This window comes from Bradyrhizobium sp. BR14999, assembly GCF_056106085.1.
Map to the genome: position 1 here is coordinate 2894155 of NZ_CM148536.1, position 13403 is coordinate 2907557.

A 13403-nucleotide genomic window follows, 5' to 3' on the forward strand; every position below is an offset into this window, starting at 1 on the left:
CCATGACCCATCCAGCCAATTCGTCCTCCCGCATCGCCCGTGGCGGCAAGGCCATCTATGGCGCGCCGCTCGGCATTTTGATGCTGGAAGCGCGCTTTCCTCGCATTCCCGGCGACATGGGCAACGGCACGACCTGGCCGTTCCCCGTGCTGTATCGCGTGGTGAGCGGTGCCTCGCCGGAGAAGGTGGTGCTGAAGGGCGCGGCCGGCCTGCTGCCTGATTTCATCGACGCCGCCAAGGATCTGGTGCGGCTCGGGGCCGAAGCGATCACCACCAATTGCGGCTTCCTGTCGCTGTTCCAGAAGGAGATCGCGGCCGCCGTCGGCGTGCCGGTTGCGACCTCGTCGCTGATGCAGGTGCCGTGGGTGCAGGCGACCTTGCCGCCGGGCAAGCGCGTCGGCCTCGTCACGGTGTCGGGCTCGACGCTCTCGCCCGCCCATCTCGAAGGTGCCGGCGTGCCGCTCGATACGCCGCTGGTCGGCACCGAGAACGGTAAGGAATTCTTCCGCGTCCTGATCAAGGCCGAGAAGGACGACATGGACGTCGCGCAGGCCGAGCGCGACGTTGTCGAGGCCGGCAAGGCGCTCGTCGCTGGGAACCCGGATGTCGGCGCCATCGTGCTCGAATGTACCAACATGCCGCCCTATGCGGCTGCGCTTCAGGCCGAGGTCGGATTGCCGGTTTACGACATCTATTCCATGATCACCTGGTTTCATGCTGGACTGCGCCCGCGCGTCTTTGCGTGAACGCGTTCGTGAGATCGTCACAAGTCCTGGAGTGAGCCCATGAAATTATCCGGCAAGGTCGCCGTCATCACCGGCGCGGCGCGCGGCATCGGCAAGGCCTGCGCGAAGAGATTCTTGGACGACGGCGTCAAGGTGGTCATCTCCGACGTCGACACGGATGCGCTCGAGAAGACGGTCAACGAGCTGGGCAAGCCCAAGGAGCTGTATGCCCTGCCGTGCCACGTCGCGCGGCGCGCGGACGTCGATCGTGCGGTCGCCACAGCAGTCCGGGAGTTTGGCCGGCTCGACATCATGGTCAACAACGCGGGCGTGGCCCGCAATCAGGACATTCTCGACATCTCCGAGCAGGATTTCGACGAGGTCATCGGCATCAATCTGAAGGGTGCCTTCTTTGGCGTGCAGGCCGCCGCGAAGCAGATGATCGCGCAGGGCGGAGGGGGCGTCATCATCAACATGTCCTCGGTGAATGCGCTGCTGGCGATTCCGACGCTTGCGACCTACGCCATCTCCAAGGGTGGCATGAAGCAACTGACGTCGGTGGCCGCCGTCGCGCTCGCGCCGCACAACATCCGCGTCGTCGCGGTCGGGCCGGGCACGATCCTGACCGATATGGTGGCCTCGGCGATCTACACGTCCGAGGATGCGCGCAAGACCGTGCTGTCGCGCACGCCGGCAGGCCGCGGCGGCGAGCCGAGCGAAGTGGCGTCGGTGGTGGCGTTCCTTGCCAGTGACGATGCGTCCTACATCACCGGGCAGACGATCTATCCGGATGGCGGCCGGCTGATCCTGAATTACACGGTGCCGGTGAGGGAGAAGTAGGGCTGGGAAGGTCGTCCCACACTCGCTGTCATCGCCCGGCTTGACCGGGCGATCCAGTACTCCGAGACAGCAGTGATAGAACCGATGGGCCGCGGCGTACTGGATGCCCCGCCTGCGCGGGGCATGACAGCGGTGGTTGTGCAGCCAGCTCGCCCTTCACTCCGCCGCGACCGTCATGCCGTGGCCGAGCCGCTTCGAGATGGCGCCGGCGCAGTCGCGCAGCGCATGGGCGATCGGGCTGTCCCAGCGCGCATCGAAGGTGCCTTCCGGGCCCATCGCGGTGATGACCAGCGCGACATGGCCGGAATGGTCGAACACCGGTGCTGAGAACGCATTGACGCCGGGCAGGGGATCGCCGAGCGCGCGGGCGAGACCGTGCTTGCGGACTTCAGCGAGCATCTCGGCGACCTTCGCGCTTTTCACCGCGCGCTTGGGATTGTAGCCGACGCCGTGGCGGTCGAGGCCGCTTTCGAGCGCGGCATTGATGGTCTTCTCCGGCAGGAAGGCCGCGAAGGCGCGGCCGGTCGCGGTCTCCAGCAGCGCCATCACCGAGCCGGCCCGCATCACGATGTGGACGGGCTGGGCCGGCTCTTCCAGTTGCACCACGGTCGGACCGTGCGTGCCCCAGACCGCGAGCGAGACCGCGTGGCCGATCTGGCTCGCGAGCGCCGCGATCTTGGGACGTGCGATGCGCACGCCGGAGAGACGGCGCAGGCTGATCAGGCCGAGCTCCAGCGCCAGCGCGCCGATCTCGTAGCGGCCGGTGGTCTCGTCCTGCTCGATCAGCCCGATACGGGAGAAGCTGGCGAGATAGGGATGCGCCTTGGCCGGCGTCATACCGGCCTCGCGGGCGAGATCGCGCAGCATCATCGGCTCGCCGCTCCTTGCGAGCGCGCGGAGCAGTTCTCCGCCGACCTCGATCGACTGGATGCCGCGGCTTTCCCTCTTCATGCGCCTCCTGGCGTGCGTCCGCTTAGGCCGCCTTGCGCTTGGCGGCGCTGTCGGCAAGGTGTCGTCCGGCAATGTAGCCGAAGGTCAGCGCCGGCCCAAGCGTGATGCCAGCGCCGGGATAATTGCCGCCCATGATGCTCGCCATGTCGTTGCCGGCGGCATAGAGCCCGGGAATCACACGGCCTTCGGCGTCGAGCGCCCGCGCGTTCTCGTCGGTGACGATGCCCGCATAGGTGCCGAGATCGCCGATCACCATCTTGATGGCGTAGAACGGCCCGTTCTCGATCGGTGCGACGCAGGGGTTCGGGCCGTGCAGGGCGTCGCCCTGATAGCGATTATAGGCCTTCGAGCCCTTGCCGAAGGCGGCATCGTGGCCTTGCGGCGCGGTCGTATTGAATTGCTTGACGGTCTCGGTGAACGCCTTGGCATCGATGCCGGCCTTCGCTGCCAGTGCCTCCAGCGTGTCGCCACGCATGAGGTAGCCGGTCTGCAAGTGATGGCCGAGCGGCATCGGGAACGGCGGCACGCAGCCGAGGCCATATTTGCGCAGCGTCTTGTGATCGCAGACGAGGAAGGCGGCAATCTCCTCGCCGGGCTTGGCGGCCTTCATCATGGCCTGGACGAAGTCGTGATAGGAATTGCCTTCATTGGCAAAACGCCTGCCGTTCCGCATCACCGCGATCACGCCGGGCTTGGCGCGGTCGATGAAATGCGGCATCACGCCCTTCGAGCTGTCCTTGCGCGTGGTCAGCGACACCGGGACCCAGGCGGCCGCGTTCGGCAGGCGATCCTCGACATGCCCTCCGACGCTTTCCGCAAGGCGGAGGCCGTCACCGGTATTGCCAGTCGGTCCCGGCGAATAGTGCTCAGTGCCGGTCGGCGCATGTGGAAACATCTTTCTGCGTCGTTCGACATCGTGGGGGAAGCCGCCGCAGGCGAGCACGACGCCCTGGCGCGCGCGGACGTGCACATCGCGTCCCTCGCGCGAAACGACCGCGCCGGTGACGGCGCCATTCTCGACCGTCAGCTCGCGCACCGGCGAGGACAGCCACATCGGAATCCTCAGATCGAGCGCGGATTTGGCCAGCCGTCCGGCCAGCGCATTGCCGTTGGTCAAGGTCATGCCGCGGCCGTAGCGCAGCACGTCCATGAAATGCCGCGACAGGCGCTTGGCGACATAGACCGCGGAGGCCAGCGACTTCGTGACGCGCATGAAGTGGATGATCTCCTTGCCGGAGCCTAACATCATGCCGAACACGGTCAGCTCGGGCAGCGGCATGCCCAGCGTCTTGATGTGATCGCCGAGCTCGCGGCCGTCGAATGGGCGCGTCACCATGGAGCGGCCGCCTTGCGCGCCGCCGGGTGCCTCGGCGTGGTAGTCGGGAAACACCAGCGGCATGTCGAAGCGGAGCGCGGTCTTGGTGGTGAAGAAATCGACCGCTTCGGGGCCGGCGCTCAGGAATGCGTCGACGCGTGCGGCATCAAAATTGTTGCCGGCCTCATGGCGCAGATAGGTGCGGGCCTGCTCCGGCGCTTCCTCGATGCCATAGGCCTTGGCAAGAGAGGTGCCGGGGATCCAGAGCCAGCCGCCGGAGCGGGCGGTGGTGCCGCCGAAGCGCGGCTCCTTCTCGACGATGAGCACGTCGAGGCCGCGAGAACGCGCCGTGATCGCCGCCGACATGCCGGAGGCGCCCGATCCGGCCACGAGCACATCGCACTCGTAAGTCTCAATTGCGCTGCGCTCGTTACCGGTCATGCGGGCCTCACTTCTTCAAGAGCGGACATTTGGACTCGGAGACCGGGCGGAAGGCGTCCTCGCCCTTCACGGTCTTGACGATGTCCAGATAGTCCCACGGTTCCTTGGACTGCTCGGGCTTTTTCACCTTGGCGAGATACATGTCGCGGATGACGCGGCCGTCCTCGCGCAACTTGCCGCCATGGACGAATGTATCCTCGATCGGCAGCTCGCGCATCTTGGCCATCACCTTGGCGGACTCGTCGGTTCCGGCGGCCTTGATGGCCTTGAGATAATGCAGCACCGAACCGTAGACGCCGGTCTGGATCATGGTCGGCATCACCTTGGTGCGTTCGTAGAATTTCTTCGACCAGGCGCGGGTCGCCTCGTCCATGGCCCAGTAGGAGGCTGTGGTCATGTAGGTGCCCTGCGCGGCCTTGAGGCCGATCGCGTGCACGTCGGTGTCGAACATCAACAGGCCGACCAGCTTCTGGCCGCCCTGCACGAGGCCGAACTCGCCCGACTGCTTGATGGCGTTGTCGGTGTCCTGGCCGGCATTCGCGAAGGCGACCACATCGGATTTCGAGCTCTGGGCCTGGAGCGCGAAGGAGGAGAAATCGGCGGTGTTGGTCGGATGCTTGACGCCGCCGAGCACCTTGCCGCCCATCTCGTTGATGAAGCGGGTTGCGTCCCTCTCGAGCTGCTGGCCGAAGGCGTAGTCGGCGGTGATGAAGTACCAGGATTTGCCGCCCTCCTTGATCACGGCGGAGGCCGTCACCTTCGATAGCGCATAGGTGTCGTAGGTGAAATGCACGGTATTGGGGCTGCACAGCTCGTCGGTCAGCGAGCTCGCGCCGGGGCCCGAGAGCAGGGCGATCTTGCCCCGCTCGCGCACCATGTTGTGGACGGCGATCGCGATGCCGGAATTGGGAATGTCGACGACGGCGTCGACCTTGCCGTTGTCGAACCAGCCGCGCACGATCTGCACGCCGACATCGGTCTTCATCTGGTGGTCGGCGCTGATGATCTCGATCGGCTTGCCGAGCACGGTCGGGCCGAATTCCTCCACCGCCATCTTCGCCGCTTCGACCGAGCCCGGCCCGCTGTTGTCGCGGCCCCAGCTCGATAGATCCGTCAGCACGCCGATCCGCACCACGTTGTCGGAGACTTGCGCGGTGGCCACTGTGGTCATGGCAGCTGAAGTCATGGCCGCGAGCATGGCGCAGGCCAGAAGCCCTTTCATCGTGGTTCCCTCTCTTATCGGCCGCTTGGTGCGGCGGGCTATTCTGGCGATAAATTAGATATTGACGAATGAGTTTGTCAATAGTGAATAATTGGATGAGAGCCGATAGGGGGCGCGGCTGCTTCGGCATCATCATTGCGAGCGAAGCGAAGCAATCCAGAATGTTTCCGCGGAGACAGTCTGGATTGCTTCGTCGCAAGGGCTCCTCGCAATGACGGGTGTGGGAGCAGAGTGCACAAGTCTCGCGCAGTCCTGTGAGAGCGAACATCCCGCAGGTTGCAACGGTCAGCCTGATTGGCCATGATGCCACCCGGGATCTTTGGGGCAGGGTATGCCGGCAGCAACGGGGCTCTCCGCTTCGGCGGAGAAATCGACGACGGCGCATGTGGTGTGGGCGAGCGCGCTCGGCACCGCGATCGAATGGTACGACTTCTTGATCTACGGCACCGCCGCGGCGCTCGTCTTCAACAAGCTGTTCTTCCCGAGCTTCGATCCTTTCGTCGGCACGCTCGCGGCGTTCTCGACCTATGCGGTCGGCTTCGTGGCGCGGCCGATCGGCGGCGCGATCATCGGGCACTACGGCGACCGGCTCGGCCGCAAGACCATGCTGGTCGCGACGATGATCGCGATGGGGCTCGGCACCTTCCTGATCGGCTGCCTGCCGACCTACAGCCAGATCGGCGTCTGGGCGCCGATCCTGCTCGTCGGCCTGCGCTTCGTCCAGGGCATCGGGCTCGGGGGCGAATGGAGCGGCGCGGTGGTGATGGTGATCGAGCATGCCGGCAATCGCCGCGGCTTTTACGGCAGCCTGGTTCAGGTCGGCTTTCCCGTTGGCGTCGCCGCCTCGACCGGTATCTTCGGCCTGATGACGAAGCTGCCCGAGGCCGACTTCCTCAGCTGGGGCTGGCGCGTGCCGTTCCTGATCAGCATTCTGCTCGTCGGTATCGGCTTCATCGTGCGGCTCAAGCTCGCGGAGACGCCGCATTTCAAGGAGGTGGTCGAGCGCAAGGAGGTGCTGGCGCAGCCGGTCCTCGAGGTGCTGCGCCGCGACTGGCGCAGCTTTCTGCTGGCGATCGGCATCACGGTGTCGGAGGTCGGGCTCGCTTATCTCCTCACCGTCTTCACCGTGGTCTATGCCACGACGAAGCTCGGACTGCCGCGGCAGGTGATCCTGGAGGCGGTCGTCTGTGCCGCCATCGTCGAGTTCGCGACGCTGCCGCTCGCGGGATGGCTCTCCGACCTCTTCGGCCGCAAGGCGCTGTATCTCGCCGGCGGCGTGTTCTCGGTGGCGCTGGCGTTCCCGCTGTTCTGGTTCCTCGACACCAGGGAGCCGGCGCTGATCACGCTCGCGCTCGTCGTCACCATGACGCTGACCCATGCGCTGCTGTTCGGGCCGAAGGCCGCGTTCATGCCGGAACTGTTCCGCACCCAGGTGCGCTACAGCGGCGCCTCGCTCGGCGCCAACGTCGCGGCGGCATTGAGCGGCGGCTTCTCGCCGTTGATTGCGGCCGCGCTGCTGGCATGGGCCGGCTCGTACTGGGCGGTGTCGGTCTACATCATCGCGCTGTCGATCATCACGATCATCGCAACGCTGATGGCACCAGAGACGGCGCGCGAGTCACTGAAGTTCTGAGCGTCGCGGCAAGCAGGCGGGATTTGCCGCGTTCGGAATCACCAGGAAGGTGATGGTCGCTGGCGCAAGCCGGATTGCTCCCGCCGGCGTTGCCTGCGCCTCGAGCCTGGGCAGCATGCCATCGGCAGTCAGCGTGAGCGTCTTGCCGTTCAACTGCACGGTCGGGCCTTGGAGCCGCACCGCGTGCAGTGTGTACCGCTCGGCAGAATCCGAGAGCGTCAGCGGGTGCGTTGCGCTGCGCGAGGCGTTGATGGCGAGCAGCGACACCGCGCCCGCCATGGCCGGGTGGCAATGCGCGTAGAGATGAAGATCGGACGAAGCGGCCCTGCCTGCGTCGAGCACGATCGTTCCCATCAGCCCGCGCCAGAGCAGCGCAGCCCAGTAACTCGGCCGCGGCCGGAACGTTGCTTCGTCGAGCAGGCCGTAATCGCTGGCGGCCAGCGTATTGTGCATCACCACCTGGACGCCGGCCTTCGCCAGGCGTCCGAGCTGGTCGAGATAGCGGAAGGTGTCGAGAAAGGTCTGGTCCCATCGGCTGCCGCCGCAGGCCGCATCAGCCGTCTCGGTCAGCCAGATCGGCTTGCCCGGCTCGAAGGCATCGCGCAGGGCTTGGTAGGTCTTGAGTGTCGCATCCGTGCGCGCCAGCCATTCCTCCGAGAGCGCCTGCGCCGGATCATCGTGCCCGCCGCAGCGTGGCGAGATCGTGTTGTAGTGATGATAGGAGAAGCGATCGACGCCGGGTCCGGATGCGGCGAGCAGGTCGCGCGTTGTGATGGCCGCGCCGGATGGCGATGGTGCGTCGCCGGTCGAGCCTGGGCCGAGGATCAGCGTCTCCGGCGCGGCGCGCCGCATCCAGTCGCGGAAGATCTTGAAGTCGCGGCCATAGGCGGCCGCGTCATAGCCGGCCGGTGCACCGTTGGTCGCTGCGAGCGTCGGCTCGTTCATGAATTCGGCGGCGGCGATGCGGCCGCCCAGCGCGTGTGTGGTGTCGACCAGCTGCTGCGCCTGGTCCGGTTTCCACACGCCATCGGTATCGCGGCTGCCGGGACTGATCGCAAAAGAGGTGACGATCTCCGCATCGACCGCGCGCGCGAACTCGACGACGCCGCGCCACTGCGCACGGCTGAGCACGGAGTTGAATCCCGGCGGCGGCTTTCCCGGCGCGTCGGCAAAGAACGTCGCATTGGCCCAGGTTCCGCTGACGCGCAGATAGGCCGGCGACAAGGCGGCGGCGAGCAGGCGCAGGCGTGCATTGGCCAGATCGATCGGCGGTCTTGCGCTGTAACGATCCCGCTGGTCGAAGCCTCGTGCCGTTCGCGGATAGGGCTTCCAGAATCGTCCGCCGGTCACCTCCACCATCTCGATGTTGTAGGACTGAAAGCGCGTATCGATCGTCGCGACCGCCTTCAACTGCGCTGCCGCGAAGGTGCTGTCGTCGGCGCGCGCGGCGCACAACGTTGCGGCCGCGAGCAGCGCAATCGTCATCGCCCCTGCTGCTGCGCAAGCAGTCCGGCGCGTTCGGGAGCCTTGTCGATCATGCATCGTGTTTCTTCATGCCCGCTGCGGGTCCACATGCATAAGGGGCACCCCCTGGCCCTTGCCTAAATCGACATTTCTATCTTCCTTTTACGTCGCCGTCGCCGCCGAGAGCTTCCGGGGCACCCGCGCCGGGGCGCCTGGAGAACCCGTTGCGAGGGCCTGCAGGGACGAGCCCGACAGCCGACGATCAACGCGGGTAGGACGAAAAAATTTCTGGCAGCCCCCTTGAAATCGATATCCGTTTTTCTAAGTCGTTTTTCGCCGCGAGAGCGGTGTGCCGGATGCCAGAATCGGGTCCGGTACGGGCGCCGGGCTGGTCTTTTCGGACCTGTCTGAAATCCCCGCCTTGCGCTCCTTCGTATCCATCTTGCTCTTTGGAGGACTTGGTTATGAGGACCAATTTTGATTTCGCGCCTTTGTGGCGCTCCACCATCGGCTTCGACCACCTGGCCGACCTCGTCGACAGCACGCTGCGCCAGGCGACCGAGGACAACTATCCCCCCTACAACATCGAGCGTTCCGGTGAAGACCACTACCGGATCAGCCTTGCCGTGGCGGGGTTCGGCGTTAATGACATCGCGGTGACGGCCGAACAGAACGCGCTCACCATCGAGGGCAAGAAGCCCGAGACTGCTGCGCGCGAATACCTGTACCAGGGCATTGCCGCCCGCCCCTTCAGGCGCGTGTTCAATCTCGCCGACTATGTTCAGGTGAAGCAGGCCTCGTTCCAGGACGGGCTCCTGATCATCGACCTCGTCCGCGAGGTTCCGGAGGCGATGAAGCCGCGCCGGATCGAGATCGCGAGCTGCACATCTCCTACGTCGCAGATCGAGCAGCAGAAAGCAGCTTAGGCTCGTCCAAAGCGTTGTCTTGGAGCGCGGACGGCATGTGGCCTCCGCGCTCCCGAGACCGTTGAATGAAGGAGAATACCATGGCTATTCGCGATCTTATTCCCTGGTCGAGAAACCAGGAGCTTGTGCAGGCGCGCGGCAACTACGATCCGTTCATGACGCTGCATCGCGAGATGAACCGTCTGTTCGACGATGTGTTCCGGGGCTTCGGCGGACCCGGCCTGTCGCCGCTCATGGAGGGGCGCTTCGGCTGGCCGAAGATCGAGCTCAGCGACACCGACAAGACGCTGACGATCTCGGCGGAGCTGCCCGGGATGACGGAGAAGGACGTCCAGATCGAAATCGCCAGGGGCGTCCTGACGATCCGCGGCGAGAAGAAGGATGAGCGCAAGCACGAAGGCAAATACTTCACCGAGCGCTACTACGGCGCCTTCGAGCGGCAGATTCCGCTTGAGGACGTCGATGAAGACAAGGCAGAGGCATCGTTTAAGGACGGAGTCCTGACCGTATCGCTGCCGAAGTCGGAGAAGGCACGCGAAGGCGTCAAGCGCATCGCAATCAATACGCATTAGCAACCACGGGCGGCGGCGGTGGGCGCCGCCGTCCATCATCAACAAACCCGTCCCTTGGAAAGGAGCATGAGGGGAGGCACGACCGATGACCAACGTGAATACCAATGCCGGCACTCTCAACCCGCTGTTTCATCCCGCTGCCCATTACGACTCACCTGCCGACGTCCTGAATGCTGAGGAGCTCTCCACACCGGAGAAACGGATCATCCTCTCGTCCTGGGCGTCCGACATATACGCGGTCGAATCCTGTCCCGCTCTGCGCGAGATGCCGGGCACGAGCCAGACCGTCCGACTCGCCGATATTCTGACGGCGTTGCGCCGGCTCGACGGCGACAATGACAATGACGACCCGCCGCGCGGCGGCGGCGTCCCGAGGCGGCTGCGGCGGCCCTGGGCCGCCGCGGAGCGGCGAGCAGCATGATGCTCGCGCACACCGTTCTGGCGCTCGTGCTGCTCGGCCCGGCCAAAGGTCGATGTGGCGCAGGTTTGGTCCGCGCGGTGATCCAGTCGCCGCGCCGATCAGTGTTGCTGGCATACCAAATATCGATTATCAGCCAGATCGGCGCGCATGACGCCGCCCAAGAAGGCGAAGGGAGCACCTGAGATGAAGAGGACCTCACCCACGCGACGCGATCTGCTCGCAACCGCCGCGGTCGCGACCGCGGCCACCATGGCGGACGTCGCACCGGCCGCCGCGCAAGCCGGGCCCAAGCCGATCTTCCCGGTGCCGATGGTGACGATCCCGATCGTCGGCGAGACCCAAGTCTTCCAGATCCGCCGCATCTACTGCATCGGGCGCAATTACGCGGCGCACGCGATCGAGCGCGGCTCGGATCCGAACCGCGAGCCGCCGTTCTTCTTCCAGAAGCCGACCGACGCGATCCAGAACGTCGCGATCGGCGAGGTCGCCGATCATCCCTATCCGTCGCTGACCAAGAACTATCATCATGAGGTCGAGCTGGTCGCGGCGCTGAAATCCGGCGGCACCAACATTCCCGTCGAGAAGGCGCTCGACCATGTCTACGGCTATGCGCTCGGTCTCGACATGACCCGGCGCGATCTCCAGAACGGCATGGCCACGGAGAAGAAGCCCTGGGAGATCGGCAAGAGCTTTGATCATGCTGCCGTGCTCGGTCCGATTCATCCGGCAAGCAAGACCGGCCATTTCGAGAAGGGTGCCATCTCGCTGGCGGTGAACGGCACCGTCCGGCAGAACTCCGATCTCAGCAAGATGATCTGGAGCGTGGCCGAGCAGATCGCAAAGCTGTCGGAAGCGTTCGAGCTCAAGGCCGGCGACATCATCTATTCCGGCACGCCGGAGAATGTCGGCCCGGTGGTGAAGGGCGACGTGCTCGTGTGCAAGCTCGAGGGCCTGCCGGACATGTCGATCAAGATCGCGTAGCAGTTGCGCTGAGTGGCCAGCGTGGAACCCCGGTTGACGGCGCAAGCGGTGCGAGCGCCGAGTTCCATGGGTGGTTGCCCTTTGTTGGCCGGCAAGCGAACTTCGTACGGCCATATTTGAGCAGGAGTGATCTCCCGCGAGGGAGGCACTCCGATGAACAAGGCTCTGATCACCGCTATTGCAATGCTGGCTTGCGTGCCCGCGAGCGCAGTTGCGCAGGAGCGCGCAGGCGATGCAGCGCTCGGCGCCTTGTCCGGTGCGGTCGTGCTGGGCCCGGTCGGAGCCGTCGCCGGAGCTTTGGTCGGCTACACGGCTGGACCTTCGATCGCCCGATCCTGGGGCATGAGAGGTTCGCAGTCGGCAAGGCACCGCCAGCCGCCGCGTCGCGCGGCCGCGACCCGCGTCCCACCGCCCGCGCGCGAGGCGATGGCTGCCAACGGCCAGATGAGAACTGCCGGCAATCCGACCCCGCCGGTTCAAGCCGCGCCCGCCGTGCCGCCGCAAACCTCGACGCCGCCCGTTCAGGGATTCGACTGAGGCCGATCGATAGTCCGCGCAATCAGCGCGGCTTGGCGAACGATCATGGCGAGGCCCGCGTCCTGATCTAGACTTGGCCGAGGATCTTCTTCGCGGCGCGAAGATGCGGCTTGTCGATCATCTGGCCGTCGAGCCGCAGCGTGCCGGAATTGGGATTGCTCGCGAACGCGGCGATCACCCTCGTAGCCCATCTGCGTTCGGAGTCGGTCGGCTCGAAGGCCGCGTTGACGACATCGACATGCTTGGGATGGATCAGCGCCTTGGCCGAAAAACCGTCGCGCCGTGCCGCGCGCGTCTTCTGCTCGAGGCCGGCGAGGTTGTCAATGTCGGTATAGACGGTGTCGATCGGCGCGACCTCGGCCGCCGCCGCCGCCATCAGGCAGAGATCGCGCGCGAGCCGATAGGGGCTGTGGAACACGCCGCCCGAGGCTTTCTCGGTGGCGCCGAGCGAGGCCGAGAGGTCTTCCGCGCCCCACATCAGGCCGGCGAGGCGCGGGGAGCATCCCTTGTAGCTGCCGAGGCCGAAGATCGAGCCCGCGGTCTCCGTCGCGACGCAGACGATACGCGTCGTGCCGATCGTGATGCCAGACGCCGCCTCGAACGCTTCGAGCCAGGTCGCCACCTGCCGTACGTCGTCGCCGCCTTGCGATTTCGGCAGCACGATGCCGTCGGGTTTGCCCGGCATCACGGCGGCGAGATCGGCGAGCGTCATGCCGGTGTCGAGCGCGTTGACGCGGACGTAGAGCTGATGCGGGCCGCGAGAGCTCTTCAGCATCGCCAGCGTCAACCCGCGCGCTTCGTCCTTCTTCTCGATGACGACGGAGTCCTCGAGATCGATGATCAGCGCGTCGGCCTTGCCTTCGCTCGCCTTCTCGAATTTGCGCGGGGAATCGCCCGGCACGAACAGCATCGAACGCATCAGACTGGCCTCTTGTGCATCATCGCCATGCGCCGGCATTTGCCGACGACCTCGTCGTTCTGGTTAAGAGCGTGGTGCTCGAACTCGACGATGCCCGCCCTGGGGCGCGATTTCGATTCCCGCAACGAAAGCACCTTCGTCGTTGCCCGTAACGTATCGCCATGGAAGACAGGCTTTGGAAAAGTGACGTCGATCATGCCGAGATTGGCAACGGTAGTCCCCAGGGTCGTATCATAGACCGTCATGCCGATCATGATGCCGAGGGTGTAAAGGCTGTTGAAAATGCGCTGGCCGAATTCGGTCTTTTCGGAGAAATGCGCGTCGATGTGCAGCGGCTGCGGATTGAGCGTGAGCAGGCTGAACATGGTGTTGTCCATCTCCGTGACGGTCCGGGTCAGCGGATGCCTGAACTCCTGGCCCACGGAAAAATCCTCGTAATAAAGTCCGGCCATCGCG

Annotated in this window: 15 protein-coding genes; 9 read left to right on the top strand and 6 right to left on the bottom strand. The window is 65.2% G+C overall.

Annotated features, from left to right (window positions below; genetic code table 11):
* The first annotated feature begins 2 nt into the window (after nt 1-2).
* Together ACR9YP_RS13315 and ACR9YP_RS13320 are read left to right on the top strand one after the other, a co-directional pair.
* The gene (locus ACR9YP_RS13315) at nt 3-746 is read left to right on the top strand and encodes an aspartate/glutamate racemase family protein (protein ID WP_091879764.1); all 744 of its coding nucleotides are present in this window, start codon (nt 3-5) and stop codon (nt 744-746) included.
* Nucleotides 747-785: 39 nt separating this feature from the next.
* Complete coding sequence (locus ACR9YP_RS13320; protein ID WP_091879761.1) at nt 786-1565, top strand: SDR family NAD(P)-dependent oxidoreductase; 780 nt, start codon at nt 786-788, stop codon at nt 1563-1565.
* Nucleotides 1566-1721: 156 nt separating this feature from the next.
* On the opposite strand, the gene ACR9YP_RS13325 is transcribed toward ACR9YP_RS13320, so the two are convergent.
* The 3 genes from ACR9YP_RS13325 to ACR9YP_RS13335 are packed head-to-tail and all read right to left on the bottom strand — an operon-like array spanning nt 1722 to nt 5494.
* Entirely contained in the window at nt 1722-2516 is a 795-nt protein-coding gene (locus tag ACR9YP_RS13325) for an IclR family transcriptional regulator (RefSeq protein WP_474220124.1), read from the bottom strand.
* 22 nt (nt 2517-2538) lie between these two features.
* Nucleotides 2539-4272, bottom strand: coding sequence for an FAD-dependent oxidoreductase (locus ACR9YP_RS13330; RefSeq protein ID WP_474220125.1), 1734 nt, complete (start codon nt 4270-4272; stop codon nt 2539-2541).
* A 7-nt stretch (nt 4273-4279) separates the two neighbouring features.
* Nucleotides 4280-5494 carry an ABC transporter substrate-binding protein gene (locus ACR9YP_RS13335; RefSeq protein ID WP_474220126.1) on the bottom strand — a complete coding sequence of 405 codons (1215 nt, stop codon included), beginning with the start codon at nt 5492-5494 and terminating at the stop codon, nt 4280-4282.
* 331 nt (nt 5495-5825) lie between these two features.
* On the opposite strand from ACR9YP_RS13335, the gene ACR9YP_RS13340 reads away from it, so the two are divergent.
* On the top strand, nt 5826-7127 hold the full coding sequence (locus tag ACR9YP_RS13340; protein WP_438105733.1) for an MFS transporter: 1302 nt from the start codon (nt 5826-5828) through the stop codon (nt 7125-7127).
* On the opposite strand, the gene ACR9YP_RS13345 is transcribed toward ACR9YP_RS13340, so the two are convergent.
* Nucleotides 7113-8612, bottom strand: coding sequence for a glycosyl hydrolase family 79 N-terminal domain-containing protein (locus tag ACR9YP_RS13345; protein WP_474220128.1), 1500 nt, complete (start codon nt 8610-8612; stop codon nt 7113-7115). The two genes, ACR9YP_RS13340 and ACR9YP_RS13345, sit on opposite strands and share 15 nt — an antisense overlap.
* A gap of 443 nt (nt 8613-9055) precedes the next feature.
* Here ACR9YP_RS13345 and ACR9YP_RS13350 point away from each other — a divergent pair, with 443 nt between their 5' ends.
* The 6 genes from ACR9YP_RS13350 (at nt 9056) to ACR9YP_RS13375 (ending at nt 12028) form a co-directional block, all read left to right on the top strand.
* Nucleotides 9056-9517 (top strand): Hsp20 family protein, encoded by a 462-nt coding sequence (locus ACR9YP_RS13350; RefSeq protein ID WP_091879751.1) that lies wholly within the window; start codon nt 9056-9058, stop codon nt 9515-9517.
* 80 nt (nt 9518-9597) lie between these two features.
* Complete coding sequence (locus tag ACR9YP_RS13355; protein ID WP_438105736.1) at nt 9598-10089, top strand: Hsp20/alpha crystallin family protein; 492 nt, start codon at nt 9598-9600, stop codon at nt 10087-10089.
* 85 nt (nt 10090-10174) lie between these two features.
* Entirely contained in the window at nt 10175-10510 is a 336-nt protein-coding gene (locus ACR9YP_RS13360; protein WP_438105738.1) for a hypothetical protein, read from the top strand.
* On the top strand, nt 10507-10692 hold the full coding sequence (locus ACR9YP_RS13365) for a hypothetical protein (protein ID WP_438105740.1): 186 nt from the start codon (nt 10507-10509) through the stop codon (nt 10690-10692). The genes ACR9YP_RS13360 and ACR9YP_RS13365 overlap by 4 nt, the downstream gene beginning before the upstream one ends.
* A gap of 1 nt (nt 10693) precedes the next feature.
* Nucleotides 10694-11491, top strand: coding sequence for a fumarylacetoacetate hydrolase family protein (locus tag ACR9YP_RS13370; RefSeq protein WP_438105741.1), 798 nt, complete (start codon nt 10694-10696; stop codon nt 11489-11491).
* A gap of 153 nt (nt 11492-11644) precedes the next feature.
* On the top strand, nt 11645-12028 hold the full coding sequence (locus ACR9YP_RS13375; protein WP_438105743.1) for a hypothetical protein: 384 nt from the start codon (nt 11645-11647) through the stop codon (nt 12026-12028).
* Nucleotides 12029-12095: 67 nt separating this feature from the next.
* On the opposite strand, the gene ACR9YP_RS13380 is transcribed toward ACR9YP_RS13375, so the two are convergent.
* Together ACR9YP_RS13380 and ACR9YP_RS13385 are read right to left on the bottom strand one after the other, a co-directional pair.
* Nucleotides 12096-12947 carry an HpcH/HpaI aldolase/citrate lyase family protein gene (locus ACR9YP_RS13380; RefSeq protein WP_474220129.1) on the bottom strand — a complete coding sequence of 284 codons (852 nt, stop codon included), beginning with the start codon at nt 12945-12947 and terminating at the stop codon, nt 12096-12098.
* The gene (locus ACR9YP_RS13385) at nt 12947-13399 is read right to left on the bottom strand and encodes a MaoC family dehydratase (protein WP_438105746.1); all 453 of its coding nucleotides are present in this window, start codon (nt 13397-13399) and stop codon (nt 12947-12949) included. Before ACR9YP_RS13385 ends, ACR9YP_RS13380 begins: the two co-directional genes overlap by 1 nt.
* Nucleotides 13400-13403 lie beyond the last annotated feature (4 nt).